This window comes from Acinetobacter towneri, assembly GCF_017498585.1.
Lineage (GTDB): Bacteria > Pseudomonadota > Gammaproteobacteria > Pseudomonadales > Moraxellaceae > Acinetobacter > Acinetobacter towneri.
In genome coordinates this window covers 518,057-544,904 of record NZ_CP071766.1, presented here as the reverse complement: position 1 = coordinate 544,904, position 26,848 = coordinate 518,057, and the positions used below count along the sequence as shown (strand labels likewise).

Sequence of the window (26,848 nt, the reverse complement as noted above, 5' to 3'; positions counted from 1 at the left end):
CAATTTGACATCCTCCCCGACCTAAAGGACGGAGATTCCTACTGCTAGACGCTCATGCCCGAGCGCAAGAATATTCAGTGCGGAATTTACATCCCGATCATGGAGCGTACCACACTCCACACACTGCCATTCTCTTATTCCAAGTCCTGCTCTACCTTCCGAACTACTGGAGCGTGAGCCACAGCACGAACAAGTTTGGGTGGTATAGGCTTCATTGACTTCTTCATAACATACCCCTGCGTTCTCGCATTTATACTTGAGCATGGTTCTTAGTGTTGTCCAACTGGCATCTAGCACTGATTTAGCCAATCTGGTTTGTGCTAATGCTTTGGCATTCACATTGCCAACGAAGATGGCTGCATGTTCATTCACCAGTTTTCGGCTGAATTGATGCAGCATGTTTTGTCTTACATTTTTAATCTTGGCATGGATGGCTTTGACACGTTTCTTATTTTTTGCACGTTGAGCAATACCAAGTTTTTGTTCATATTGCCGATAGATTTGAGGTGCTTTAAGTTTTACGCCATCTGAACAAGTCGCTAAATCTTTTAAACCTAAATCTATGCCAATTGAGGTTTTAGCGTTGTTTTTTTCTATTTTGACTGCATCAACTACAAGACAAACATACCAACGTCCACGACTATCTTCTACGAATGTGCCTGTTTTGATATTGTATTGACTTAATCCGTAACTATCCCATAGTTTAAATTGATGCTTGCCATATTGAACATAGCCATCAGCATATTTGATTGCAACCTTTTTAAACGGTATCCAACCCAGTGAACGTCTAGCTGATTTTTTATTACTGACACGCCATTTTAGTTTTGCTTTTTTGAACTGCTTGCGTCTTGTGACCAATTCTTCTGTCACTGCTTGAATAGTTTGACTGTGCAAGTTGCATTCTTTCGATGTGCCTTTCGTGTATTTTGCAAGGTCGTATGCTGAAAAGAATTGTTGTTTACGTTGTAGATGCTTAAAACACAAATCATTGACATAATTCCAGACAAAATTTACTTCGGATGCTAACTGATTTAGCACCTTGCAATGTTTGTCTTTTATGCTTAATTTGAGTGTCTTCATCCAATTATTTTAACAGTATTTTTCTTAATAGTGACTATAGTACAAGTATTTAAAACGACATTTCGTGTCGTTCATATGGTTTACTCCAGTCGCTTATATCCTCGTGCTGAACCACGAGGTTTTTCGCTCCAGTGGATAAAAAAACCTAGAAATCTAGGGTCTGTTGATACTTCGTCTATGTTTGCGACGTGAGAGATATATCTCGCAAGGTTTTTTAGCTGATATAAGGCATGAGGCAGGAAATTTAGTCATTCTAAATGACTGACTCATAACGCAATAGCAGCAAAAAATATGCTCGTTCCGAAGGACTGTGGCTAAAACTTTCTCAGATTGCGTTATGAAACTTGGCAATAGACCCACTATTCCCTACGTTTCATGCCTGATCTGCTCAGTTTTAGCCTACAGCGCAAGCCATTTATGAAATATCAACAGACCCTCGGCTTTTTATTAAAAATCAATCTATTCACCACCAAGTGAACATTCAAAATTGGTTTTTTCGACAGAACAACGAGCGCGTTTTAACACACTCATCATGGCAGGGTCATAAATACCGCGTTTGGTCATATCCATACGTCCATCACGTAGCATTTTTTGATATTTAGTTTTATCTTCTGCGCTCAAGTTCATTTTATATTTGGCTGGAATTTCACCTTCTAAACGATTAATCATACTCATCGCTTTAGGCAGATTTTTTACAAACCAATCTCGTGATTTTTGCCCAAAGCCCGCAGGGAATTGTTCAGGGCGAATCACAAAGTCTGCGGTCACTTGTAATACAGGGAAGTTAAACATCGCCCCGTTATTGCCTAAACCCTTGTAGATTTCTAAAGGTTTGTACGCATAGGCAGGCGCACCGACCATATCGACCTGACCATTGTTAAATTTCGCCACAAAGTTAGATACATCAGAAATGACAGCTTGCGCACCTACACGCTGCACCATAATTTTTTGTGCATCGTCATAGCCCAATACCGCAAACTTTTTCCCTGCTGCTTTTTCAATCGAGCTGATGTTCTTGTCGCGCACAAAAATAAAGGCCGAACCTAAAGGTGAAATACCCGCAACTTCATATTTCTTGCCACCTAAATTGGTAACCATTTTCGCTGCATTACGTTGATCTAAAGCAAAGCTGATGGCACGTTGTGCAATCGCATTACTTGGCGCACCACCTAAAGCATCAATCGAGCCTGCAAATTTATTGTATTGGCGAGCACGCATGGCGGTCATAAATACCCCATCACATTTGCCTGCTTTAAAATCATTGTCTGCGACAGCTTCATCCTGACGTGGAATTAAATTGACTTCTGCACCCCAGCCTTTTGCTGCTAGCGCCCACTCTTGTGCCATCTGAAAAGATTCACCTGACTTACCCAGTAAGTCAAAGACACATACATCTACTTTTGCTGCTTGCGCCTGAGCACTGAAACCGATCGCTGCGAATGCTGTCAATGTTGCGCTGACCCATATTTTTTTCATTGTTTCGATCCTTCTACAGATTTTTTTATTTTTGAGTGTCCGTACACGAAACAAATATTAAGCAAGTTCAAATTAAAAAAATAGAGCATTTACTCGAATTTCATCTGTCAATTCTGCCAAAACCTTATACTGCCTTATTTAAGCGATCATTTTTATTTCATAATTCACTTATATTTTATAGATTTAGATCAAAATAAAGATCATTTCCAACATGCACGTATTTTGTGCTTGTTTACAAAGTCATAAAAAAAGCCTGTTGTTAGATCATAATTTTTAAACATCACAAGAGAGATTTTTCGCAAATCACAAATAAAACTGGGCTTATTTTTGTTTTCTGGTGGGCTTCCATTAGAATATGCCCAACTTTTGTTGTGACCAGTAAACACCATGATTCAACTTGACCAAGTTTCTTTACGCCGCGGTGGACGTGTTTTATTTCAAAAAGCGTCTATGCAAATCCATCCAGGCTGGAAAGTCGGTCTTACAGGTGTCAATGGTGCAGGAAAATCCAGTTTATTTGCTGCGCTTTTAGGTAGTTTAACCCCAGACGAAGGTACGTTGAGCCGTCCGCAAGGCTGGACTGTGGCGCACATGGCACAGGAAGTTAAAGCATTGGATTTGCCTGCGATTGATTTTGTGCTGTCGGGTGATGAAGAATACTGGAACATTCAACAACAACTGCAACATCCTGAACAATTAAATAATGACCAACTTGCACATTTGCATGGTCGTTTTGATGAAATTCATGGCTATACCGCACCCGCCAAAGCCGCACAACTGATGGCAGGTTTAGGTTTTATGGAACATCAAAACAGCTTGGCGGTCAGTAGTTTTTCTGGTGGATGGCGCATGCGTTTAAATTTGGCGCGTACCTTAATGAGTCGCTCCGAATTATTATTACTGGACGAACCAACCAACCACTTAGACTTAGATGCAATTTTATGGTTAGAAGACTGGCTTAAAGCCTATGCGGGAACTTTGGTGCTGATTTCCCATGACCGTGATTTTTTAGATGCCATTACCGATCATATTTTACATATTGAAAATAGTGAACTGACTTTATATACAGGCAATTATTCAACCTTTGAAACCACACGCAGTGAACGCTTGGCACAACATCAACAAGCGTATGAAAAACAATTAGAAACCCGTGCACATTTACAAAAATATATTGATCGTTTTAAAGCCAAAGCCACCAAAGCACGGCAGGCACAAAGCCGTATCAAGCAATTGGAACGCATGCAATTGCTTGCCCCTGCGCATGTAGATACACCATTTACCTTTAGTTTCCGTGAACCGACCAAAATGAGCTCACCCTTACTGACCTTGGAACAAGTCAGCATTGGTTATGCAGACAAAGTGATTGCCAGCAAAATTAACCTACAAATTACCCCGACCAGTCGTATTGGTTTATTGGGGATGAACGGCGCAGGTAAATCGACCTTAATTAAATCCTTAGTGGGTGAATTGGCGTTATTGGCAGGTACTCGCAAAGCCTCAGAATTACTCAATATTGGCTATTTTGCACAGCATCAAATGGATGCTTTGGATGATAGCGCCAGCCCGATGCTACAACTGGCACGCATTGCCGATAAAAAAATCAGCGAAGCCACTTTACGCGCCTTTTTAGGCAGTTTTGGTTTTAGTGGCGAACGTATGGACACGCCTTGTGAAAGTTTTTCAGGAGGTGAACGTGCACGTTTGGCTTTGGCTTTAATTGTCTGGCAACGTCCTAACGTACTGATTCTGGACGAACCGACCAACCATTTAGACTTAGATATGCGACATGCCTTAACCATGGCATTACAGGATTATGAAGGTGCAGTGGTATTGGTGTCACACGAACGTCAATTAATTGCCAGTGTCTGCGATGACTTACTCTTGGTTCATGCAGGACAATGCACAGAATTTGAAGGCGATTTACAAGATTATGCCCAATGGTTACGCCAAGCTCGTGCAGACATGCTTAAGCAAGGTACATCCAACACAGCTCCATCCAATCCAAGTCCAGTGGTTGAGAACAAGACTAACCTAGTCAAAGTAGATAAAGAAGCTCAACGCAAACTGGCAGCACAACGCCGTGAACAAACTCGCCCTATTCGTAAAAATATTGAAAAATACGAAGCGCAAATTGAAAAAATTCAACCGCGTCTGACTGAAATTGAAACCGAACTGGCAGATCCTGCCCTTTACGATGCCAACCGTAAAGATGATTTGCTCAAACTCATGAATGAGCAAAATGATCTGAAAACAAAATTGGCACAGGCAGAAGAACAAATGCTTGAATTGATGATGGAATTGGAAGAACTCGAAAGTAGCTTTGAATAGCCATACCGATGAGATTTTAACGCTATGCTAAATAGGGTTAAATCTCATCATATTTCGTAGAATATGCATTGTGTATGTTCCATACTTATAAGACACATTCGTAATAGTTTTAATCTTTAGTTTATCTTCACAATAACCACGCAAAGAAATTTAAGTCACTCTCTGCGTTTGTTTATTTTTACTTATCAATCTTGCACCACAGCATAGTTGTATGACACCCCCCACCCTGAATAAAAGTAAGACAACGATAGCTACCAAGCAAGAAGTTTTGAATTTAAAACTCAGTGTGATTTTTAAATTCAAAATCTACAATTTAAATTTAAAAGCAAAAACTTAGTTATCCACAACTCAAACTAACTGTTATTTTAAATTCAAAACTCTAATTAAAGCCAAATCAATCCATTCTTTCATGGTTATTTTGAGTCATTGAATCTCAGTGATTCACAGAAAATCGCTGCTACTCGGCAGTAATTTTTGCTTTGCTAATACATAATTCTTGTATTTTCCAGCCCTGAATATAGCGCCAGATTTCTTGAATATACCCTTGATCATCCGCCAAACCAATTTGAATCCGACAGTTAACCTGCTCACGATCAAACTCATATTCTTCTAATTCAACATTCGGTTTGATCGGTTTCCAAACACCATTATTCACTGCATGCTGAATGTTGGCATAACGTGTTTCACGATTTTCCACACGTGATTCTGCCGTATAAACGACTTTAAAATCTTCATCTTCATAGTGTGCTAACAGCTCCACATTGCCAGTAAAAAAAGCATTCACCCATGCATCACGTGCTTGTTCTAATTGATTATCCATCTTAATGATTCTCCTATATTTTTGGCTTAATGTAGCTCAGCATGACAGAACAATAAGTCAGTTTTATAAAAGTTATTTGGATGAATCACGACAACAACAAAAGCCAAACATAAAAAAGCACTCCGTAGAGTGCTTATGGTTATGCGGATGATTTGGACGAATTAAGCGTCAATATCTGCATTTAAGGCATTTTCTTCAATAAAGGCACGACGTGGTTCTACATCATCGCCCATTAAGCAAGAGAACATGCGGTCTGCTTCAATGGCATCATCAATGGTGACTTGCAACATATTGCGGTTTTCTGGGTCCATCGTGGTTTCCCAAAGTTGTTCCGCATTCATCTCACCCAAACCTTTATAGCGCTGAATCATCATGCCGCGACGCGAGTCCTGCAAAATGTGTTGCCACACTTGATGGAAATTGTTGACCGTAATTTTACGTTCGCCTTTTTCCAAATACGCACCTTCTTCAAGCAGCGTAAACCAGCTTTTTGAATTTTTCAGCAAACGTGCATATTCAGCTGAACCCAGCAAACCTGTGTCTAGCAAATAGGTATGTGGCAAGTTGTGCACATATACCGTGATTCGTGGCCAATACGTTGCAGATTTTTGACCATCCGCATCTTCTTTTTCAAACTGTTCGATGCTTAATTCAGGACGCAAACTTGGTTGTAATCGTTCAATGCTTTGACGTAATTGCTCGCCCCATTGTTGTACATACGCCTGATCTGCTGCTTGATCAATTTTAAAGGCATCTAATTCTAATAAACCATCCAACAGACTTGCAGGATAACGCAGCGTTAAACGGCTCAAACTCTTTTGTGAAGTTTGATAATCAGCAATGACTTTGGCTAAAGCCTCACCACGAATTGCAGGTGCATCAGCACTCACATGCAGCTCCAATTCATCAATCGCATTAGAAATTAAATAGGTTTCTAAAGCATCGTTATCTTTGATGTATTGTTCCTGCTTGCCTTTTTTCAGCTTATACAATGGTGGCTGTGCGATATAAATATGACCACGCTCAACCAATTCTGGCATTTGACGGAAGAAGAAGGTCAATAGCAAGGTACGAATGTGTGAACCATCTACGTCAGCATCGGTCATGATGATGATTTTGTGATAACGCAGTTTGTCTGGGTTATATTCTTCACGACCAATACCACAGCCCAAAGCGGTAATTAAAGTACCTACTTCTGCCGATGAAATCATCTTGTCAAAACGGGCACGTTCCACGTTCAGGATTTTACCTTTCAGTGGCAAAATTGCCTGCATTTTACGGTTACGACCTTGTTTAGCCGAACCACCTGCAGAGTCACCCTCGACTAGATATAATTCAGATAATGCAGGGTCTTTTTCCTGACAGTCAGCCAATTTACCAGGCAAACCTGCAATATCCAAAGCACTCTTGCGGCGCGTCATTTCACGGGCTTTACGCGCCGCATCACGGGCACGCGCTGCATCAATAATTTTACCCGCAATGGATTTTGCCGCTTGTGGATTTTCCAATAAATATTCAGAGAAAGATTTATTCATGGCCTGCTCAACAGCAGGTTTCACTTCACTCGATACCAATTTTTCTTTGGTCTGTGATGAGAATTTTGGATCTGGCACTTTGACCGACACAATCGCGGTTAAACCTTCACGTGCATCATCACCCGACACCACGACTTTTTCTTTTTTCAGGATATTTTCGCTTTCCATGTAGTTGTTTAACCCACGGGTTAGCGCAGCACGGAAGCCTGCCAAGTGCGTTCCACCGTCTTTTTGTGGAATGTTATTGGTAAAGCAACGTACGTTTTCCTGATAGGAATCATTCCACTGCAAAGCAACTTCTACGGTAATTCCGTTTTCAGCCTGTGTCGTGAAATGGAAAATTTCATTCAGATGGGTTTTGCCTGCATTGATATATTTCACAAATTCAGACAAACCACCTTCATAGTCAAAAATATGTTCTAAATTGACACGTTCATCACGCAATACAATACGCACGCCCGCGTTTAAGAAAGACAATTCACGCAATCGGCGTGCCAAAATATCCACATTAAAAATGGTTTGGCTAAAGGTTTCAGCACTTGGCCAAAAACGCACAGTCGTACCTGATTGCTCAGTGTCGCCCACTACTTTTAAAGGATATTGTGGATCACCATGGCGGTATTCCTGTTGGTGAATTTGACCCGCGCGTTTAATCGTTAATTCAAGTTTACTCGATAAAGCATTGACCACCGACACACCAACGCCGTGCAAACCGCCCGACACTTTATAACTGTTGTCATCAAACTTACCACCTGCGTGCAGAATGGTCAGAATGACCTCTGCTGCAGAGACACCTTCTTCAGGGTGAATATCGGTTGGGATACCACGACCATTGTCAGATACGCTGACAGATTCATCTTCATGGATAGTCACCAAAATTTCATCACAATGACCCGCCAAAGCTTCATCAATAGCGTTATCGACTACCTCGAACACCATGTGATGCAAACCTGTACCATCATCTGTATCACCGATATACATGCCTGGGCGTTTACGAACAGCATCTAGGCCACGCAATACTTTGATACTAGAGGAATCATAAGCCTTTTCATTGGTTTGTTCTGTAGTAGAGACAGATTGATCTTCTGAACTCATGGTTTCTCCCTAGTGAAAAATAGGTCTATCCAAAGATAAAAAAATTATTGCTCAACAGCCTGCACCGTTCCGTGATCGACCTGAAATAAGCGATAAGGAATCGACAACGCTTGTAAGTGTTGTTGCACGGATTGATGATCTAAAGTGGTAATAAAAACTTGACTACCCAATTGGCTTAATCGTTCAATTAAACGTTGTTGTGCGCTTAAATCTAATTCTGCTGTCAGATCATCTAATAATACCACAGTTTCCTTATTAGACGCATGCAGCATTGCAATCTGTGACAGTTTTAATGCCATAATCAATAGCTTTTTCTGCCCACGTGACAGCACCACATCGGCATCACCCATTGGGGTTTTTAAGCGTAAATCGGCGCGGTGTGGCCCATATTCGGTATAGCGACGTTCCACATCTTTTTGATGATAATTGCACAGATCATTCAACAAGCCTGTTTCGGTATGAAAGCCTGCGCTGTATTCCAGACTAATGTGTAAATCAGGCAATAAATACTGTAAATCTTGTGCAAAAAATTGCTGCCATTGTTCCACCGTTCCCAAACGCTGCTGATGCAAAATCTCACCATAATCACTGAGCATTTTGTTCCACGGTTCCAAGTCCGACAGACTTAAATGTCGCTGTGATTTAAGCAAACTATTACGTTGTTTTAAGGCACGTGAATAATATTGCCAAGCGTGATAAAACTCTGGTTCCACGTGGAACATCAACCAGTCCAACAGTTGCCGTCGTGGTTTTGCACCATGGTCAATAATATCGGTACTGAGTGGATCAATATGTTGTAAAGGCAGAATTTTAGCCAATTGCCCTTGGGTCGCAACAGGGTCGCCATTGACCTTAATCAACTGCTCACCCGATGCCATTTTTTGCATGCCAATTTTTTCAGTCAATGACTGAGCAAATACAATCGCATCTTGGCTACTGTTCTGAATGTAATTTTTAGGAATATGGGTGCGAAAAGAACGCCCTGTCGCCAATAAATGAATCGCTTCTAAAATCGAGGTTTTACCCGAACCATTTTGCCCATAAAAGACGTTAAACGGCTGCAACTCATGAAGTGCAACCGCTTTTAAGTTCCGAACACGCTCGATATGTAAACGCGTAATATGCATGATTCAGCTAGATTTAATCTTGAAATAAACCGCTCACTTAAACACGCATTGGCATCACAACATAGGTTTGATCTTGATGTGCTGGATCTTGTACCAATACCGATTGATTGGCTTCGGTCATGGTCATCGATACATCATCGCCATCCAATGCCCCTAATACGTCCAATAAATACTGTGCGTTAAATGACATTTCTAACGGCGAATCGGCATATTGAATCGCTAAATCTTCAATTGCTTCATCTTGTTCTGGGTTATTGGCACGTAATTGCAAGGTGTCCGCACTAAAATTCAGGAATACGCCACGCAATTTTTCATTACTTAAAATCGCCACACGCTGTAAAGATTGTTTAAATACATCATGCGCGATCAGCACGTTTTTATCACCACCACGTGGAATCACACGGCGATAATCTGGGAACTTACCATCAATTAATTTAGTGGTAAAACGCACGGTAATTTCTGCTTGTTCTTTGTCACGGCTTGGGGTGCGAATGGTCACATTCAGCAATTCACGCCCAATTAAAAGTGCCAGTTGTTCATCTTCAATGCTCAGCAAACGCTGCAATTCAGCCACAGCTTTACGCGGCACAATGGCTTGAATTAATTGAGTAGCTGTCGAAGATGCCGCTGTTTCACACAAGGCCAAACGGTGACCATCTGTGGTCACAGCACGTAATTGGTTTTCATCAATTTCTAACAAAGTACCCGTTAAATAAAAGCGTACATCCTGCACTGCCATCGCAAACGCAGTTTTTTCAAACAAACGCTTCAGCTCACGCTCAGTAACCGTCACTTGCGTACCTTGAGCATTTTCTGTAGCCAATAATGGATAATCTTCCGCAGGCAAAGTACCTAATACAAAGCGGCTATTGCCCGATTTTAAAATACAGCGCTGATCTTCAGTGATTTGCAAATCAATCAAAGCTGCGCTTGGTAAAGATTTACAAATATCCATCAGTTTACGTGCAGGCACTGTAGTTTCCCCTGCCTGTAAACATGCCCCTTCAGTCAGATTCGTACTGGCAACCAATTCCACTTCCAAGTCCGAACCAGTAATGGTTAAGGCTTGCTCAGTCACCTGAACTTTGACATTGGATAAAATATTTAAGGTATGGCGACGTTCAACCGCTCCTACGACATGTGACAGAACATTCAGTAAGCTTTCTTTCGCGATTTTTAAACGCACGGTACATTCCTCTAACAACTGAAGATTGGAGTATAAAATAGGTTTTTTAGCAGTGTACTATGCGGCAAAAGCTGCCGCATGGCAAGAACAGAATTTGAGCAAATTCGGTCAACTTTGCAACAATCGTTGCAGGTTTTTATAGTCTTCGTTAAAGATCGGATCTTCTTCGCGCAGGCTTTGTACTTTTTCGCAGGCATGCATCACGGTACTGTGATCACGGCCACCAAATGCCATACCAATTTCAGGGAAACTGTCGCCTGTCAGCTCACGTGCCAAGCCCATTGCCAACTGACGTGGACGCGCATAAATACGGGTACGTTTTGGCCCCACCAATTCTTTGAGCGGAATACGGAAATATTCACTCACGACTCGCTGAATATTTTCGGTACTGATGGTACGTGCGCGAATTGCCAAGACATCTTTTAAAGATTCACGTACCACATCTAGATCGATTGGGGTGCCTTTAAAACGGGAAATTGCCACCACTTTATTGAGTGCACCTTCAAGTTCACGCACATTGGCCACCACTTGCTGGGCAATAAATAAAGCACAGTTACGTGGTAAATCTACGGCGCTGCTTTCAGCTTTCTTTAATAAAATTTCAATTCGGGTTTCAATATCTGGCGGTTCTACCCCGACTGATAAGCCCCAAGAAAAACGTGACACCAAACGTGCATCCAATTCGGTTAATTCTTTTGGATAACGGTCTGAAGTCAAAATAATCTGTTTAGATTCATCCAATAAAGCGTTAAAGGTATAGAAAAACTCGACCAAACTGGCTTCTTTACCTGCCAATAAGTGAATGTCATCCACCAATAACAAATCTAAAGAGCGGCAGTTTTTCTTAAATTCTTCAACCTTGCCCTGCTGCAAAGAGCTGACAAAATCCTGCACAAAACTTTCTGCAGTCATGTACATCACCCGTGCATTCGGTTTGGCTTGCAACAAAGCATTGCCCACCGCTTGCATCAAGTGAGTTTTACCCAAACCTGTTGGGCCATACAAAAATAATGGGTTGTGCTGTGAAGCCCCCAATTGGGTCAATACCTTGCGACAGGTTTCCGCAGCCATTTGGTTAGAACGACCTTCCACAAATAAGGAAAAGGTAAATAACGGATTGAGTTGGCGTTTACGGCTTTTTGCAGAACTTTCTTCTTTTTCACGTTTAGGCTTGGCCACAGGCGCAGGGCTAGATTCCAGCGCAGCAGTAGTGGTAGCAGGTTGTTCACTGGCCGATAAAATTGCACCTGGACGCGAATCGACTAAAATTTCGACCTTACGCACGCGTCCCTCAGACAACTGCTCTGCCAAAATAGTAATCAATTCCAGATGATGTTCTTGAATGTAACGCGTCCAATAAGGATTAGGCGCATAAAGTTTTAATGTATCTTCAACTTCTTCTGCCACCAATGGGCGAATCCACATTGTAAAGACATTTCCAGAGAGCTCTTGTCGCAAGCGATTTAAGCAGTCCGTCCAAAGCATGTGAAACCCCTATCTAATCCATTTTTAAATTTAAAACTTCTCTCGACCGCCTGAGCGGGTCGCCATTCTAACCAAGTTATCCACATCTGTCATGACAAAATCAGCAAAATTGCTCAAAAAAGGAATCACTAAACCTGAATTTAAATTTGAAACGTGGTGTGGATAAGTTTATCCGCAAGGTGTGGATAAAATATAGCACAAAGTTATCCACATAGTATTAAAATTATAGAAACACAGATATCCACAATTCAAAATTTTGTTTTATAAAAGAAAAAGTGGGTTTTCAACAGAAAAATGCGTCCCTAATAGTAATAAATTTAAATTTATAAATTTGAATTTATTTATAAGAAACGTTGCAACTGTGGATAATTCAATCTGAGTTTAAATTTAAATTCAAAACCGAAAATTTTAAAATTAAACAGAATAAGCTTGTGGATAATTATGTGAATAATACTGTTAATAACTTATTAGTCAAGCATAAACAATTGCTTATCTTGTGTATACTTTAATTTGTATGATCAACCAGTCAATTGAGCGAAAACTTGTTAAAAAGAAAAATTTAGGCTTATTTTGCAAGAAACCGTGTTTTTCATTGACAGCTCAAGCAATGAGCACTAAAATCGCGGACCTTTATAGAAAGATCATTTTTGGAGTTTCGATATGAAACGTACATTTCAACCATCTGAATTAAAGCGTAAGCGCGTTCATGGTTTCCGTGCTCGTATGGCTACTAAAGCTGGTCGTCAAGTATTGGCTCGCCGTCGTGCAAAAGGTCGTCACAGCTTAACTGTTTAATACAGTCACGCTGAACCGACTCTTGGGTGTTATGACAACACTTTATGGCTTCAGCACAGAGTTGAGATTACGCTGTGCTGCCGATTATAAAGGTGTGTTTGATGGTGCGCTTTTTAAAGTGCATCAACCCCATTTCTTATTTCTTGCAAAACATTCCGAACTGCCGAATAGCCGTTTGGGTCTTGTCGTTGCAAAAAAGAAAGTGCGTCGTGCACACGAACGAAATCGAGTAAAACGACTTGCTCGCGAAAGTTTTCGCTTACACCAACAGCAATTAAATGACTTAGATATTGTGGTAATGCCCAAAGTTGGGGTAGATACGGTATCTAATGCGGAATTGCATCAGCAATTACAATTTGCTTGGCAGAAGTTACAACGTCTCGCCAAAAAGCATTCAAAAATAGCTCCCTCCCCACAAAAGTAGAGATGGCCAATGGTACGTTTACTGCATTGGTTGATACGTTTCTATCAGATCGCGATTAGTCCTTTATTGGGACCACGCTGTCGCTATATTCCAACATGTTCTCAATATTCTTTGGAAGCAGTCCATACGCATGGTGCTGTACGTGGTGTGTGGCTGGCTACAAAACGTATTTGTCGTTGTCATCCGTGGGGTGGTGCGGGCTATGATCCGGTGCCGCCAAAAGTCATTCGTTTTATTTCATTTCAGCAAATAGATTCTCAAACGCATCACATTACTGTACCCTTTCGTGATCGTTTATTGAACCAAAATCACTCTAACCACTTGGGGTAATAGATATGCAACAATGGGCCAGGTTTGCAATTCTCGGGGCCATGTTTGTCGTCGCATATTTGCTCATTTTGGCGTGGCAAAAAGATTATGGAAATGCTGAAACAGCACCGCAGCAAAAAACTGCCGTTGTTTCACATGAAGTGTCTGCAGATTTGCCGAATGCCCAAACGGCTACAGCAGCTTCTGATGTACCGCAAGCAAATATTCCTGCACAGCAAACAACCGATGCCACAGCACCTGTAAGTCAGCAGCTTATTTCAGTACAAACTGACCTTTATCATCTTTGGATCAATCCGAAAGGTGGTGATATTGTTCGTGTTGAATTACTCAATCATGACAAAAATAAAGACAGTGACGATCCTTTCGTCATGCTGGAAAGCGATGCTAAGCGCACCTATGTCGCGCAATCTGGGTTAATCGGGCTGAATGGTCCAGACAGTAGCCGTAATGGCCGCCCAAGCTATGAAATTGAAAAATCGACTTATAGCTTAGCCGATGCCAAAGAAAGCAAAAATAAAGCGGGTGAAACAGTTAAAACTTTAACTGTCCCAATGGTATATAAAACTGCCGATGGTGTAGAAATCATTAAAACCTTTAGTTTTACTGAAGGTGAATATCCTGTGCTGGTGAATCACAAAGTGATTAACCGCAGCAGCCAAAACTGGCAAGGTCAGATGTTTGGTCAGTTGAAACGTGATAATTCAGATGATCCAGGCAAGTCAGATCAAGGTATTTTTACCTTGGGTACTTTCCTTGGCGGCGCATGGGGAACACCTGAAGAACACTACAACAAGTTGAAATTTGACAATTTTAATGACGAAAAATTGAATGTCGATGCAACAGGTGGTTGGGTGGCCGTGGTTCAGCACTATTTCGTGAGTGCATGGGTTCCAGGGCAGTTAAAATTGACGCAGGCCGATGGTCAACCGTATGCAGCGAAGTTGGAATCACGTAAATCTAGCGATGAAATGAACATCATTGGTTTTACCTCGCCAACCATTAATGTCCCTGCAGGTACGGTGGCAGAAGTTGATGCGACCTTCTACTCTGGTCCAAAAATTCAGTCTGAATTGAAAGATTTGGCGACAGGTTTGAACCAAACTGTGGATTATGGCTGGTTATGGCCAATTGCAAAATTATTGTTTATTGGTTTGCAATTCTTCCATGGTTTAGTGGGCAACTGGGGTTGGTCAATCATCTTATTAACCGTTCTTGTCAAACTGATTCTTTGGCCGTTATCGTCTAAGAGCTATCGTTCTATGGCGAAAATGCGTGTGATTGCACCAGAAATGCAGCGCATGAAAGAAGAATTTGGCGAAGACCGTATGCGTTTCTCGCAAGAAATGATGGCACTTTATAAACGTGAACAAGTGAATCCACTGTCAGGTTGTTTGCCATTGTTACTACAAATGCCAATTTTCCTTGCCTTGTACTGGGTATTGATGGAATCGGTAGAGTTACGCCATGCACCGTGGTTAGGTTGGATTCAAGACTTATCGGCAATGGACCCTTGGTTTATCTTGCCATTGTTGATGGGTGTGACCATGTATGTTCAACAAATGTTGAACCCACAGCCAACAGATCCAATGCAGGCAAAAATCTTCCGCATTATGCCTGTGGTATTTACCGTATTCTTATTGTTCTTCCCTGCAGGTCTAGTTCTGTACTGGATTGTCAACAACTTGATTACGATTTTGCAGCAAAGCTTGATCAACAAAAGTGTTGAAAAAGACCGCGCTAAACGAGAAGAGGCAACTCCAGTCAATTAAGTATGGCTGAGCTGCTGAATAAATCCGCTTAAGATGGTAATCTTAGGCGGATTTTTCTTTGCATATATTTTGAAAGTTTTAGGTGAATTTTATGTATAACCGCAGCACCATTGCCGCAATCGCGACTCCACCTGGCCGTGGTGGTGTGGGGGTGATTCGCCTGTCGGGACCAAAAGCCTATGCGATTGCCGCAGCATTGACCCAAAAAGACTTACCCAAAGCGCGTTATGCAGGTTTTCGCCAGTTTTACGATGCAGCCAATGAAGTCATGGATGAAGGTTTGGTGATTTGTTTCCCCAATCCTCATTCATTTACTGGCGAAGATGTGGTGGAACTACAAGGGCATGGTGGCCCAGTGATTCAAAATGCGCTGTTGGCACGTTTACTGGAACTCGGTGCAACGGCTGCCAAAGCGGGTGAATTTTCGATGCGCGCCTTTGAAAATGGCAAGCTAGATTTGGTACAGGCCGAAGCCATTGCTGATTTAATTGATGCCACTTCACAAGCCGCTGCGCGTTCTGCTCTACGTTCCCTGCAAGGGGCTTTTTCCACCAAAGTGAATACCGTGCTGGAACAGTTAATTCACTTACGTCTGCATGTTGAAGCTGCTATTGATTTTCCTGAAGAAGAAATTGACTTTTTGGCCGATGGGAAAATCCTTAATTTGCTGGATGAAGTGGCTGCTTCGGTGACTGCTGTGCAACAATCTGCGCGTCAGGGACAATTGTTGCGTGAAGGTCTGCAGGTGGTGATTGCGGGCAAACCGAATGCAGGTAAATCTTCCTTACTCAATGCCTTGGCGGGTATTGAACGTGCGATTGTGACCGATATTGCAGGGACTACTCGTGACGTATTGCATGAAAAAATTACCCTAAATGGCTTACCAATTACCCTGACCGATACCGCAGGTTTACGTGAAACAGGGGATATTGTGGAGCAGGAAGGGATTCGCCGTGCAATTAAAGAAATTGAACAGGCGGATTTATTGTTATTGGTCTATGACTTGAGCCAAAACGAAGATCCGTTGCAATTGGCACAGCATTATTTTGCTGAACATATTGAACCGAAGCGTTTGATGTTGATTGGCAATAAATGCGATTTAACTGGTGTACAAGCTACAATTTCAGATTTTAATGGTTTTAGACATATTACTGTGTCGGCCAAACAAGAAACAGGTGTTCAATCGCTCATAGAGGCGATTACAGCGCATGCAGGCTTTCAGCCTGAAGAAGATACCTTTATTGCACGTACCCGTCATTTAGACGCAATGAAACGCACGCAGCAGTATTTGGCTGAAGCACGTGAGCAGTTGGTGGTCTATCATGCGGGGGAATTAGTAGCCGAGTCGTTACGTCTTGCACAGAATGCTTTGGGTGAGATCACTGGTGATTTTTCTGCAGATGATTTGTTGGGCAAGATTTTTGGATCGTTTTGTATTGGGAAATGATTTTTAGCGATTACTTCCTGATTTGATACAAAAATAGCATTAAGTTTGAGTGGCTTAGTGCTTTTTTATTATCCTATTTGGGGTGATCTGCTACTAAAAATCAGCCTATTCGTTAATGTTTAGTTTCTCATTCGGCACAAGCCCGATCTAACTTATGTCATATTTAAACGTTTCAATTTATCTTTATGAAAACCCATCAATAATCACGTAAGTCTTTTTAAACCGCAGCATTTAAAGCTATGATGAGAAAATAATCAAAAATTGGCGCTCAATTCAATCCTAAATGCACGAGATGAAATCTCTGATGGAGGTATTTGGATGTTTGAACTGGCTTTTTTACGTGAAATACTCATTTCTTCGGTTCATTTTTTGCAATTGTCACTCGAAGCCATTTCTGTGATTTGCGTGGTGATTGGTCTGGTTAAAACTTTATTGGTGCTGGTTCAGTTAAAATCGGGGCGTACTGCACGTTATTGTTTTGGGGATTGGCTCGCGACGGCACTTGAATTTCAGTTGGCTGCAGATATTTTAGCCACCACAGTAGATCCAGATTTAGATAGCCTAATTAAACTGGCGATCATTGCTGTCATTCGAACCTTTTTAAATTACTTCCTAACTAAAGAATTAGAGCATCAAACCATCAATGAAAAATAATGGCTGCTGAGTTTGAGATCAAACAGAAGACATAGTCCTAGTCATCTACAAAGTTTGAATATTTGAATAAACTCAGCTGATCCAAACCTTGTCCTGATTTTAGTTTGTCGTTTAGATGAAACTTCATCCTAAAACAGGTTTGTTCTGCAATTGGCGATACCAAATAATGATGTAGCCACACAGTAAGCAGATGGCTGCACAAAAGCTAAGTACGGCGGTGGTTAAACCAAAATGATCGGCCAGATAACCGACTGCAATAATTGGCAGAATTGTGCCTAAATAGCCCACAAATAAATAGGTCGACATCACTGCAGCGCGATTCTGTAGATTGGTCATGGCATGAATTAAGCCAAAAGCACCAATCAATGCCAACCCGTGTCCTATGCCTAGCAGCACATCACTCACAAAAAATAGAAAACTCCAATGTAAATACATGCATAAACCGAGTACCAATAAACTCAATAACAGCAAATACAGCCCATAATTTAGGCATTTTTGTGCAGGAATGGCTTTAGAAAAATACTGCACCAGCGCTGAAATCAGCAAAATACAGGTGATGGCCAAACCACTGACCAAAGGCCCGTGCCACGGAATAATCACTTGCACAAAAGAGGGAGAGAGCGAAGCAAATAAACTAAAGGCAGCAAAGGCACAGAATGCGGTTAAACCTGTAATATAAAATTCTGCATGAAAGCGTGGTTCTGGGCGTTCTAATTTTGGGGCAATCGAGAAGGCTTGTGGCGTAAATTCAGGCGGTGCTAAACGTAACAATCCAATAAAACACAGTACTGCACCCAAAATGACAGGAATATATGGACTAAACAAAGGCGCTGCTGAAAATTGTGCCACACCACCACCGAGCAAAGGACCTAAGCCAAACCCGACTGCGGTAATGACTGAACTGAGCTGTGGCGCATGTGCTTTATGTGATTCGGGGATACTCCACATTAAGCCAATTAACGCCGATGTAGTCATAAGACCTGAAGCAATTCCAATCACAAAACGCCCCAAAGCAAGCCAAAGTGCATTGGTGGCAAACATAGACAGAATCAGTCCGAGGGTGATGATGACTAAACCCAATTCTAAGGTTTTTAAGAAGCCGATACTGTTGCTGGTACGCCCTAAAAAGAGCAAGGTAGCCAAACAACCGAGCATATACGCCACAAAAATAAAGGTGATATGGCTGGGTAAAAGCTGCCACAATTCCTGATAAATTGGATACAGCGGGCTTGCAAGTGCCGTGCCCATGGTGCCAATAATCAGGGTGAGGCTGATCATCACGAAAGGATGCCAAGATTGAGATTGAGTCATAAAAAACTCGATTGATGGCTAAACTGTTGAGTTTAGTCTCATATAGTGAGAAATATCACTCAGTGTAAAGACAAGCCTTGAATCTGGTCAAGCCTATTTGTGTTTAAGCATAGCGTTTCAGCAATTTCATAAACTCTTCCAGTTCATGTTCATCAATCGCGCATTGATCACCAATCACATGATGGCGTAAATGCGATTCGATTAACTCATTCATCAAACCATTGACCGCACCTTTAATGGCTGCGACTTGTTGTAAAACTTCAATACAGCCATGATCAGGATTGTGAAGTGCTTGTTCTACTGCCCCAATTTGTCCTTGTAGGCGTTTGACGCGATTTAAAATTTTCTTATCTGTATGTAAATGACCCAACACATCACCTCAATTTTTATATACTCTATGGGAGTATATTTAACAATGATTTCCCATTATGCGTCAGCAACACTCTCATCGTATGCATCCACATCAATTCGATCAAGGCAATCCGCTGGCGCAGAAAAAAATATTATATGCGGCTTTGCTGACGGCTGTCATGATGTTCTTGGAAATCTTGGGTGGTTGGATTTTTCATTCCATGGCTTTGCTAGCGGATGGCTGGCACATGAGCTCACACATGCTGGCGCTAGGCTTGGCTTATTTTGCCTATCGGGCAGCACGTCATTATGCAGCAGATACACGGTTTAGTTTTGGTACATGGAAAATTGAAATTTTAGCTGGCTATAGCAGCGCCATTTTATTGTTGGTGGTGGCTGCATTTATGGCAATTCACTCTATCGAGCGTTTATTTTTTCCTGTCGATATTCAGTATAACCAAGCCATCCCAATTGCAATTTTAGGGTTATTGGTCAATTTGATTTGTGCATGGTTATTACATGAAGATGATCACCATCACCATCACCATCACCATCACCATCACCATCACCATCACCATCATGAGCATACGCATGACAGCCATGACCTGAATCAAAAAGCCGCCTTTATGCATGTGGTGGCAGATGCGGTGACTTCAATTTTTGCGATTATTGCTTTAATTGCGGGTAAATATTGGGGCTGGGATTTTCTAGATGCACTGTTAGGTATTGTTGGTTCAATTTTAGTGGCGCGTTGGGCGATAGGTTTGATGCAGGAAACAGGGAAAACATTGCTGGATGCAGAAATGGATCATCCTGTGGTGGATGAAATTCGTGAAGTGATTGCAGAGTTACCAGTCAGTGTGATGATTACAGACTTGCATGTTTGGAAAGTCGGACAGGGTAAATTTTCCTGTATTTTGGCATTGGAAACCGCACACGATTTAGACGCAGATCAAGTCCGCACCGCCCTCGCCATTCATGAAGAAATTGTGCATATTTCAGTAGAAATTAATCCGCCATCAGGCTTGAATGTTCCACGTGAAACCTAAAGCGTTGCATAGCAAAAACGAGTTGTAGCAATTGCGTAATTCTGGCTTAAAAATACTGAATTCTGTGCAGCTTTCAGCTTAGAATCAGGCTAAATTTACTTTTAGATGAAACACATGATTAAACAATTGAGTTTAGCTGCCTTAATGGGATTATGCAGCGCCGTGAGCATGGCCGATGTTGCAACGGTTAGTAAAAATGTCAAACAACAGCATCCGCAACTGAAATTAGACAATATTCAAGCCACAGAAATGAAAGGTATTTACAGTGCCTCTATGGATGGTCAAGTGGTGTATTTGAATGAAGATGCACAACATATTTTGGCGGGTTCAATGATTCGTTTAAAGGATCAGCATAACTTAACCAAAGATTTATTGATCCAACAAAACAGTGTCGATTGGAAAAAGTTACCGTTACAAGATGCAATCAAAAGTGTGCGAGGTACGGGAAAACGTCAGATTGCGATCTTTTCTGACCCAAATTGCCCATATTGTAAACAGCTTGAGGCTGAACTGAAAAAGCTGGACAACATTACAATCTATACCTTTATTTTGCCGTTAAAAGCGCAATCTGTTGCGCCATCTAAACATGTGTATTGTGAGAAAAACCCTGCTCTTGCTTGGGAAAACCTGATCACAAAAGCACAATTGCCTACAAGTCAAAGCAGTTGTGCCAACCCTGTGGAGCGCAACATTGTTTTAGCGCATCGTTTAGGTGTAAACGGTACGCCTGCGATTATTTTCTTGAATGGCTTTAAAGTTATGGGAGCATATCCTGCGGCACAAATTGAACAGATTTTTAAAGAATTTGGTCTTTAAGAACGGCTAATTTTTTATCTGATATTGGCAACTAAAATTGTGTAGTGTGTATCGGAGCAAACCTGAAATTTGTGATTGCGAAGTAGATATAAAAAAACCGCCTCAATTTTTAGGCGGTTTTTTATTGAGAGAGAAGATGTTTGACTGAAAAATTACAGTCGTTAATACAGGATTTAAGCACGCGATTTTTTCATGAACGTATTATAAATAAATAGAATAATCAGCGCACCAATGATGGAGGCAATAAAGCCTGCGGCAGAACCATCACCGTACAATCCCATCATACGCCCTGCATAGGTTGCCAATAAAGACCCTGCAATCCCAAGTAAGGTGGTGACAATAAACCCTGCTTTGTCATCTCCAGGATGAATCGCACGGGCGATTAAACCTGCAATAAAACCCACCACAATTGCGACAATTAATGACCACATGAGCAGCTCCTTGTTATCTTTGTTTATGTTTTACATCATGTTTCAGACTTATTTTTGCTGAAAAATCCCAAGGAAAATAGTCGAATAATGCTACAGCATGTTGTGTTTTTGTCCTGTTAGATAGATGAAATGCAAATTTTAGCCATAAAAAAAGTGATCTGAAACGATCACTTTTTTTAAGCGAGGCGTGTTTGTTTTATAAGCCAATTTCGCCAATAAACGGAATATGACGATATTTCTGGTCGTAATCTAAGCCATAACCGACAATAAACTTATCTTCAATTTCAAAGCCCATGAATTTAACTTCAAGTTCAATTTCACGGCGTGATGGCTTGCTAATTAAGGTACATAGCTCAATTGAATTTGGCTCACGGGTTTGCAAAATTTCCATCACTTTATTTAGGGTGTTGCCCGAGTCGATAATATCTTCAACCACCAAGACATCTTTACCGCGAATTTCACCATCCAAATCTTTTAAAATTTTCACATCACGCGATGACACAGTACCTCCGCCGTAGCTGGATACAGTCATAAAATCCAGTTCATGCGGCTTTTGAATGGTGCGGCATAAATCTGCCATGAACAATACAGAACCACGTAATAAGCCAATTAAAACCAACTCTTTGTCGCTATTGGCATAGTGAGCATTAATTTTTTGACCAAGTTCCTGAACTTTTGTTTTGATTTCTTCTGCAGAAATCAAAACCTGCATTTCAACTGTCATGGGTAGATACCTAAAAAGCAAAAATAAAAAAGGTGTTGACCTGCAACACCCCAAAATATGCGCTAATTTTAATATATCTTGCGCGATGTTGCACGTGCTTGCATGGTTAAAATAGCATCATTTTTGTGCTGAGTGAGAATCTGAGCGTAACAACAAAGCACAACCGAGTATCAGCATTGCCCATCCGATGGGTTTTATATACGAGGATTGCGCAGGTTTAGCCACCTGCTGCTGAGTTTTGATTGGGTTGGTAGTAGGCACGTTGTCCATAAATATAGGTCGCATGAATATTACGGTCATCTGCTAAAGTAATGAGGGCAAATAATGCATCTTCAAGATGTTTGGAACGTTGTTGTCGTAAGCGTTGTAAAGCGGTGGCATTTAAATCCAGCACCACAAAATCGGCTTCTTTGCCTACCTTAAAATTCCCCAGCTTATCGTCTAAGTCCAAAGCTTTGGCAGCACCTAATGTGGCGTGATACAACGCTTCAAAAGCAGAGAGTTTTGCCCCTTGCAGTTGTTGTACTTTATAGGCTTCATTGAGGATATGCAGTACATTAAACGTGGTGCCTGCGCCAATATCTGTACCTAAACCGACCTTCACCTGTCGCTCCCAAGTTTTATGCAGCGGAAATAAACCGCTGCCCAAAAATAAATTGGAGCTTGGACAAAAGGCAATTGCAGAATCGGTATGATGCAGACATTGCCATTCATGTTCTTCTAAATGCACACAATGCGCAAAAACCGAACGTGAACCTGTTAAACCATAGTGATGATAAACATCTAAATATCCATTTTGCTCTGGAAATAATTGTTTCACCCACGCAATTTCATTGTGATTTTCACTTAAATGGGTATGTACATAAACATCGGGATATTCGGCTTTGAGTTGCCCTGCCCGCGCCAGTTGCTCAGGGCTAGAAGTCGGTGCAAAACGTGGCGTAATCGCGTAGAGATTACGTCCTTTTCCATGCCATTTTTCAATCAACGCTTTAGAGTCTGTATAGCCTGAGTCTGCACTGTCACACAATGCTTCAGGTGCATGCCGATCCATCAGCACTTTACCTGCAATTAAACGCATTTGATGTTGTGCTGCCGCTTCAAACAACGCATCTACCGATTCAGGATGTACCGTACAAAACACCAAAGCTGTGGTGGTGCCATTTTTCAGTAATTCCTGCACAAAAAATTGTGCAATCTGATCTGCATAGGCTTTATCTGCAAATTGCAGTTCAGTCGGAAAAGTATAAGTATTCAGCCATTCCAGTAATTGTTCACCATACGCGCCAATCATTTCAGTCTGTGGAAAATGAATATGGGTGTCGATGAAGCCAGGCACAATGAGATGGTCAGGATAATGATGGAACTCTGTGTTGGCGTTTAGCTTTGCCTGCCCTTCTTGCCATGAACCAAACCACTGAATTTTGCCTTGTTCGCAAATTAACAAGCCATCGTCTACATAACGGACTTGTTCTGAAATTTGATCGGCTTGGCTGGTACAGTTTTTGAAATCAAGAAAGCGACCACGAATTGCGGTGCGTTGTACAGGAGATGGCATAAAACAACCTACATTTTTCATTTTTCAAGAGATTGTACCTTAAATGTAGCTTGCAGCAGTACGATAAAATTTATCGTACGGTAAATTAAAACTTGGTGAAATGAATACAAAAAGCCTTCTCGAAAGAAGGCTTGCAACGATGGTGGGGATTATTAAATTTTATAATGTGGTTTCATGGTGTTTTCGACTATGTCGAATTGATAACCACGCAGTGATTGTCAGCACAAGTACAATAAAGCCGAGTGAAATCCAGATAGGCATGTGGAATACATCTAACATCAGCATTTTAAAGCCAATAAATAGTAAAATTAAACCCAGTCCATACGGTAAATAATGCATTTTAGTGGCTGCGCCTGAGAGCAAGAAAAACATGGCACGTAAGCCCAAAATAGCCATAAGATTTGCAGTGAGTACAATAAACGGATCGGTAGTCACGGCAAAAATTGCAGGGATAGAATCCACGGCAAAAATAACGTCAGATGCTTCGACCAAAATTAAAACTAAAAATAATGGCGTTGCCCAAAGTACACCATTTTGGCGCACAAAAAACTGATCTTTTTCCAGTGTTGGGGTAATACGCATGTGTTTGCGTAGCCATTTCAACAACGCCATATCTTCAATATTGCTGGCTTCTTGCTCTGGACCTTTTAAGAATTTAAAGCCTGTGTAGACCAAAAATGCGCCAAAAATATACAAAATCCAGGAGAATTCTTGTACAAACCAAGCTCCAATAAAAATAAAAATGGTTCTGAGAATAATTGCGCCCAGTACGCCGTAGAGTAAAATTTTACGCTGTAAGCCCGGTGGGATGGCGAATGCGGCGAAGATCATCAACCAAACGAATACATTATCAATCGCCAGTGATTTTTCCAGCAAATAACCCGCAAAGTATTCCATGACTTTGGTGTTGGCGACTTCTAGCCCAACGCTGTGTTTAAGATACAGCCATAAACCGCCACCAAATAAAGCTGCCACACTGACCCAGGCGATACTCCAATACGCAGCGGTTTTGACTTTGACCGATTCGCCTGCTTTTTGTTTAAAGCCTAAGAAGTCAATGGCGAGCATGACTGCAACAATTGCAAAAAAGACCAGATATAGCCATAAATTGCCGATGGATTCCATACAATCTCCACATCCAACAACTGGCCACAAAAAAACCTTGACCTGTTGTCAGATGATTTCAAACATCTGTAACAACATGATCAAGGTCTTGCCTACATAGAGCGGACTTGTATCAACAAGTATGTGCACTATGCTCAGCGTCCGACTTTTTGCAAAGTGTAATGACGAAACGCTGACACGTTAAAGTTATATTTTAACGCTTGGAGGAGGCTACTCCCCTTGTTCAACATAATTTGGGATTAGGACGCTGCCTAAATCTGCGTAAAGAATTACATAATTTTAAGTGTTGTGCAATTTATTCTGTATGGTAAATCACTTTAAGTTGTACAAATTCAGCACAATATTTCGTAAAGAGTGTGGCAAATTGAAAAAATAGATTTAGTTTGATAGGTGGACTTATGCAAATTCAACATCAAGAAACCCAACGCGGTGGCGAGTTTTTTATTGAACGAGATGGTCGGCATATCGCTGAAATTACTTATCAATATCAAGATGATCACACTATTTTAGCAGATCACACTTGGGTCGATCTGACATTACGAGGTCAAGGGGTTGCCCGTCAGCTATTAGATATTTTGGTCGCCTTTGCACGTGAAAAGCAGCTAAAAATTGTACCCGTGTGCTCTTATATTGAGACGGCTTTTGAAACAGATACACAATATGCTGATGTCGTGGCTTAAAAGTCTTTCTACGTTGAAATAATCTAATGTGTTGGTATTAAAACAGCATGCAGACTTCGTCTGTCGTGCAGTCTAAAATTTTCTTGAAAATATTATAAAAGCCCAAAAAAGCCAATCCACAGCGCGTAGATTGGCTTTTTTGTAACATAGTTAAGCCAAGATTATTCGTAATTAATCATCACTTTCATGGCATTTTCATCTGAAGCATGTTTAAACACATCATAGGCTTTTTCAAATTCAGAGAATTTAAAATGGTGCGTTGCCAGTTTTTCTAAAGGTAATTTGCCTGAACAGCAGGTTTTTAACAGCATACCTGTCGTATTGGTATTCACCAAACCCGTAGTGATGGTCAGGTTTTTAATCCAGAGTTTGTTTAACTCAAAATTTACCGACTTACCATGTACGCCCACATTGGCAATATGTCCGCCCTCTTTCACGACATTTTGGCAAATATCCCAAGTGGCTTCGACACCTACAGCTTCCATGGCACAGTCTACCCCGCGACCACCTGTAATCTCTAAAATACGTTGTACTGCATCTTCTTTGGCAGAGTTAATGGTATGGGTTGCACCCAACTCTTTTGCCATCGCCAAGCGGTTATCGTCCATATCGACTGCGATAATTTGTGCAGGAGAATAGAACTGTGCGGTAAGCAGACAACCCATGCCAATTGGACCTGTACCCACAATTGCAATGGTATCACCAGGTTTAACATTGCCGTATTGCACACCAATTTCATGTGAAGTTGGCAATACATCAGACAAGAAAACCGCAACTTCTTCATTTAAACCTTCAGGCAGCAAATATAAAGAAGTGTCTGCAAATGGAGTACGGACATATTCAGCATGAGTACCATCAATCATATATCCCATGATCCAACCGCCTTCATTTTGGCAGTGTGCATAGAGTTGTTTTTGACAGTTTTCACAAGTACCACAACGGCTGACACAAGAAATAATGACCTTGTCGCCTTTTTTGAAATTTTTGACTGCCGAACCGACTTCTTCAACAATCCCGATACCTTCGTGACCTAAAATACGGCCATCAAATAGCCCTGTCTTGGCAACTGCAGTGTCTTGAATTTCTGGGTTTTTACCTTTCCAAATACCTAAGTCAGTACCGCAAATTGTAGTTTTGGTGAGACGAATCACGGCATCTGTTGGTTGTAAAATTTCTGGACGTGGGCGTTCTTCAAAACGAATATCATTGGCGCCGTGGTAGACCATGGCTTTCATTGTTTTTGACATTGTGA

24 protein-coding genes are annotated in these 26,848 nt (G+C 41.3%); 10 read left to right on the top strand and 14 right to left on the bottom strand.

Annotation, left to right across the window (positions count from 1 at the left end):
• Positions 1-21 precede the first annotated feature (21 nt).
• Together J4G44_RS02635 and J4G44_RS02630 are read right to left on the bottom strand one after the other, a co-directional pair.
• The gene (locus J4G44_RS02635) at positions 22-1,080 is read right to left on the bottom strand and encodes an RNA-guided endonuclease InsQ/TnpB family protein (RefSeq protein ID WP_207973810.1); all 1,059 of its coding nucleotides are present in this window, start codon (positions 1,078-1,080) and stop codon (positions 22-24) included.
• Between the two features lie 459 nt (positions 1,081-1,539).
• The gene (locus tag J4G44_RS02630) at positions 1,540-2,556 is read right to left on the bottom strand and encodes a putative solute-binding protein (RefSeq protein WP_004969750.1); all 1,017 of its coding nucleotides are present in this window, start codon (positions 2,554-2,556) and stop codon (positions 1,540-1,542) included.
• 387 nt (positions 2,557-2,943) lie between these two features.
• Here J4G44_RS02630 and J4G44_RS02625 point away from each other — a divergent pair, with 387 nt between their 5' ends.
• A complete protein-coding gene (locus tag J4G44_RS02625) occupies positions 2,944-4,884 on the top strand; it encodes an ATP-binding cassette domain-containing protein (protein WP_104852778.1) in 1,941 nt (646 codons plus the stop codon).
• Between the two features lie 457 nt (positions 4,885-5,341).
• Here J4G44_RS02625 and J4G44_RS02620 read toward each other — a convergent pair whose 3' ends face one another.
• The 5 genes from J4G44_RS02620 to dnaA all read right to left on the bottom strand — a co-directional run bounded on the left by J4G44_RS02620 (position 5,342) and on the right by dnaA (position 12,132).
• Complete coding sequence (locus J4G44_RS02620; RefSeq protein ID WP_004969754.1) at positions 5,342-5,704, bottom strand: hypothetical protein; 363 nt, start codon at positions 5,702-5,704, stop codon at positions 5,342-5,344.
• 161 nt (positions 5,705-5,865) lie between these two features.
• Positions 5,866-8,334: a DNA topoisomerase (ATP-hydrolyzing) subunit B gene (gene gyrB / locus J4G44_RS02615; protein ID WP_004969755.1), complete on the bottom strand. Its 2,469-nt coding sequence runs from the start codon at positions 8,332-8,334 to the stop codon at positions 5,866-5,868.
• Between the two features lie 44 nt (positions 8,335-8,378).
• A complete protein-coding gene (recF, locus tag J4G44_RS02610; protein ID WP_154320150.1) occupies positions 8,379-9,461 on the bottom strand; it encodes a DNA replication/repair protein RecF in 1,083 nt (360 codons plus the stop codon).
• A 37-nt stretch (positions 9,462-9,498) separates the two neighbouring features.
• Entirely contained in the window at positions 9,499-10,647 is a 1,149-nt protein-coding gene (gene dnaN, locus J4G44_RS02605) for a DNA polymerase III subunit beta (RefSeq protein WP_004969759.1), read from the bottom strand.
• Between the two features lie 108 nt (positions 10,648-10,755).
• Complete coding sequence (gene dnaA / locus J4G44_RS02600; protein ID WP_004969761.1) at positions 10,756-12,132, bottom strand: chromosomal replication initiator protein DnaA; 1,377 nt, start codon at positions 12,130-12,132, stop codon at positions 10,756-10,758.
• A 660-nt stretch (positions 12,133-12,792) separates the two neighbouring features.
• Here dnaA and rpmH point away from each other — a divergent pair.
• The 6 genes from rpmH to J4G44_RS02570 all read left to right on the top strand — a co-directional run bounded on the left by rpmH (position 12,793) and on the right by J4G44_RS02570 (position 17,551).
• Positions 12,793-12,927, top strand: a complete 135-nt coding sequence (gene rpmH, locus J4G44_RS02595) for a 50S ribosomal protein L34 (RefSeq protein ID WP_000831329.1) — start codon at positions 12,793-12,795, stop codon at positions 12,925-12,927.
• Between the two features lie 31 nt (positions 12,928-12,958).
• Complete coding sequence (gene rnpA, locus J4G44_RS02590; RefSeq protein WP_004969764.1) at positions 12,959-13,351, top strand: ribonuclease P protein component; 393 nt, start codon at positions 12,959-12,961, stop codon at positions 13,349-13,351.
• A 9-nt stretch (positions 13,352-13,360) separates the two neighbouring features.
• Positions 13,361-13,681: a membrane protein insertion efficiency factor YidD gene (gene yidD / locus J4G44_RS02585; RefSeq protein WP_178867911.1), complete on the top strand. Its 321-nt coding sequence runs from the start codon at positions 13,361-13,363 to the stop codon at positions 13,679-13,681.
• Between the two features lie 5 nt (positions 13,682-13,686).
• Entirely contained in the window at positions 13,687-15,450 is a 1,764-nt protein-coding gene (gene yidC / locus J4G44_RS02580) for a membrane protein insertase YidC (RefSeq protein WP_004969769.1), read from the top strand.
• A 91-nt stretch (positions 15,451-15,541) separates the two neighbouring features.
• On the top strand, positions 15,542-16,897 hold the full coding sequence (mnmE, locus tag J4G44_RS02575; RefSeq protein ID WP_207973809.1) for a tRNA uridine-5-carboxymethylaminomethyl(34) synthesis GTPase MnmE: 1,356 nt from the start codon (positions 15,542-15,544) through the stop codon (positions 16,895-16,897).
• A gap of 318 nt (positions 16,898-17,215) precedes the next feature.
• A complete protein-coding gene (locus J4G44_RS02570) occupies positions 17,216-17,551 on the top strand; it encodes a DUF1622 domain-containing protein (protein WP_154321234.1) in 336 nt (111 codons plus the stop codon).
• A 123-nt stretch (positions 17,552-17,674) separates the two neighbouring features.
• Here J4G44_RS02570 and J4G44_RS02565 read toward each other — a convergent pair whose 3' ends face one another.
• Positions 17,675-18,862: an MFS transporter gene (locus tag J4G44_RS02565; RefSeq protein ID WP_207973808.1), complete on the bottom strand. Its 1,188-nt coding sequence runs from the start codon at positions 18,860-18,862 to the stop codon at positions 17,675-17,677.
• A gap of 103 nt (positions 18,863-18,965) precedes the next feature.
• Complete coding sequence (locus tag J4G44_RS02560; protein ID WP_004969779.1) at positions 18,966-19,232, bottom strand: metal/formaldehyde-sensitive transcriptional repressor; 267 nt, start codon at positions 19,230-19,232, stop codon at positions 18,966-18,968.
• A gap of 58 nt (positions 19,233-19,290) precedes the next feature.
• On the opposite strand from J4G44_RS02560, the gene dmeF reads away from it, so the two are divergent.
• Together dmeF and J4G44_RS02550 are read left to right on the top strand one after the other, a co-directional pair.
• Complete coding sequence (gene dmeF / locus J4G44_RS02555; RefSeq protein ID WP_207973807.1) at positions 19,291-20,262, top strand: CDF family Co(II)/Ni(II) efflux transporter DmeF; 972 nt, start codon at positions 19,291-19,293, stop codon at positions 20,260-20,262.
• 168 nt (positions 20,263-20,430) lie between these two features.
• Positions 20,431-21,078: a DsbC family protein gene (locus J4G44_RS02550; RefSeq protein WP_420830718.1), complete on the top strand. Its 648-nt coding sequence runs from the start codon at positions 20,431-20,433 to the stop codon at positions 21,076-21,078.
• 173 nt (positions 21,079-21,251) lie between these two features.
• Here the strand turns inward: J4G44_RS02550 and J4G44_RS02545 are convergent, their stop codons facing one another.
• The 4 genes from J4G44_RS02545 to J4G44_RS02530 form a co-directional block, all read right to left on the bottom strand.
• On the bottom strand, positions 21,252-21,509 hold the full coding sequence (locus tag J4G44_RS02545; RefSeq protein WP_004969785.1) for a GlsB/YeaQ/YmgE family stress response membrane protein: 258 nt from the start codon (positions 21,507-21,509) through the stop codon (positions 21,252-21,254).
• A 196-nt stretch (positions 21,510-21,705) separates the two neighbouring features.
• Positions 21,706-22,233 carry a hypoxanthine phosphoribosyltransferase gene (gene hpt / locus J4G44_RS02540; RefSeq protein WP_180044402.1) on the bottom strand — a complete coding sequence of 176 codons (528 nt, stop codon included), beginning with the start codon at positions 22,231-22,233 and terminating at the stop codon, positions 21,706-21,708.
• Between the two features lie 217 nt (positions 22,234-22,450).
• Positions 22,451-23,791 (bottom strand): guanine deaminase, encoded by a 1,341-nt coding sequence (gene guaD, locus J4G44_RS02535; RefSeq protein WP_179989095.1) that lies wholly within the window; start codon positions 23,789-23,791, stop codon positions 22,451-22,453.
• A 159-nt stretch (positions 23,792-23,950) separates the two neighbouring features.
• Positions 23,951-24,916: a TerC family protein gene (locus tag J4G44_RS02530; RefSeq protein WP_104852786.1), complete on the bottom strand. Its 966-nt coding sequence runs from the start codon at positions 24,914-24,916 to the stop codon at positions 23,951-23,953.
• A 398-nt stretch (positions 24,917-25,314) separates the two neighbouring features.
• On the opposite strand from J4G44_RS02530, the gene J4G44_RS02525 reads away from it, so the two are divergent.
• Entirely contained in the window at positions 25,315-25,596 is a 282-nt protein-coding gene (locus J4G44_RS02525; protein WP_004969793.1) for a GNAT family N-acetyltransferase, read from the top strand.
• A 161-nt stretch (positions 25,597-25,757) separates the two neighbouring features.
• Here the strand turns inward: J4G44_RS02525 and J4G44_RS02520 are convergent, their stop codons facing one another.
• Positions 25,758-26,843, bottom strand: a complete 1,086-nt coding sequence (locus tag J4G44_RS02520) for a zinc-dependent alcohol dehydrogenase family protein (protein WP_096902007.1) — start codon at positions 26,841-26,843, stop codon at positions 25,758-25,760.
• Between the last annotated feature and the right edge of the window lie 5 nt (positions 26,844-26,848).

Bases quoted from the DNA above. Each gene is read 5' to 3' on its own strand.
- J4G44_RS02635 (WP_207973810.1), bottom strand. From the start codon at position 1,080: ATGAAGACACTCAAATTAAGCATAAAAGACAAACATTGCAAGGTGCTA.
- J4G44_RS02630 (WP_004969750.1), bottom strand. From the start codon at position 2,556: ATGAAAAAAATATGGGTCAGCGCAACATTGACAGCATTCGCAGCGATC.
- J4G44_RS02625 (WP_104852778.1), top strand. From the start codon at position 2,944: ATGATTCAACTTGACCAAGTTTCTTTACGCCGCGGTGGACGTGTTTTA.
- J4G44_RS02620 (WP_004969754.1), bottom strand. From the start codon at position 5,704: ATGGATAATCAATTAGAACAAGCACGTGATGCATGGGTGAATGCTTTT.
- gyrB (WP_004969755.1), bottom strand. From the start codon at position 8,334: ATGAGTTCAGAAGATCAATCTGTCTCTACTACAGAACAAACCAATGAA.
- recF (WP_154320150.1), bottom strand. From the start codon at position 9,461: ATGCATATTACGCGTTTACATATCGAGCGTGTTCGGAACTTAAAAGCG.
- dnaA (WP_004969761.1), bottom strand. From the start codon at position 12,132: ATGCTTTGGACGGACTGCTTAAATCGCTTGCGACAAGAGCTCTCTGGA.
- rpmH (WP_000831329.1), top strand. From the start codon at position 12,793: ATGAAACGTACATTTCAACCATCTGAATTAAAGCGTAAGCGCGTTCAT.
- rnpA (WP_004969764.1), top strand. From the start codon at position 12,959: ATGACAACACTTTATGGCTTCAGCACAGAGTTGAGATTACGCTGTGCT.
- yidD (WP_178867911.1), top strand. From the start codon at position 13,361: ATGGTACGTTTACTGCATTGGTTGATACGTTTCTATCAGATCGCGATT.
- yidC (WP_004969769.1), top strand. From the start codon at position 13,687: ATGCAACAATGGGCCAGGTTTGCAATTCTCGGGGCCATGTTTGTCGTC.
- mnmE (WP_207973809.1), top strand. From the start codon at position 15,542: ATGTATAACCGCAGCACCATTGCCGCAATCGCGACTCCACCTGGCCGT.
- J4G44_RS02570 (WP_154321234.1), top strand. From the start codon at position 17,216: ATGTTTGAACTGGCTTTTTTACGTGAAATACTCATTTCTTCGGTTCAT.
- J4G44_RS02565 (WP_207973808.1), bottom strand. From the start codon at position 18,862: ATGACTCAATCTCAATCTTGGCATCCTTTCGTGATGATCAGCCTCACC.
- dmeF (WP_207973807.1), top strand. From the start codon at position 19,291: ATGCGTCAGCAACACTCTCATCGTATGCATCCACATCAATTCGATCAA.
- J4G44_RS02550 (WP_420830718.1), top strand. From the start codon at position 20,431: ATGGCCGATGTTGCAACGGTTAGTAAAAATGTCAAACAACAGCATCCG.
- J4G44_RS02545 (WP_004969785.1), bottom strand. From the start codon at position 21,509: ATGTGGTCATTAATTGTCGCAATTGTGGTGGGTTTTATTGCAGGTTTA.
- hpt (WP_180044402.1), bottom strand. From the start codon at position 22,233: ATGACAGTTGAAATGCAGGTTTTGATTTCTGCAGAAGAAATCAAAACA.
- guaD (WP_179989095.1), bottom strand. From the start codon at position 23,791: ATGCCATCTCCTGTACAACGCACCGCAATTCGTGGTCGCTTTCTTGAT.
- J4G44_RS02530 (WP_104852786.1), bottom strand. From the start codon at position 24,916: ATGGAATCCATCGGCAATTTATGGCTATATCTGGTCTTTTTTGCAATT.
- J4G44_RS02525 (WP_004969793.1), top strand. From the start codon at position 25,315: ATGCAAATTCAACATCAAGAAACCCAACGCGGTGGCGAGTTTTTTATT.
- J4G44_RS02520 (WP_096902007.1), bottom strand. From the start codon at position 26,843: ATGTCAAAAACAATGAAAGCCATGGTCTACCACGGCGCCAATGATATT.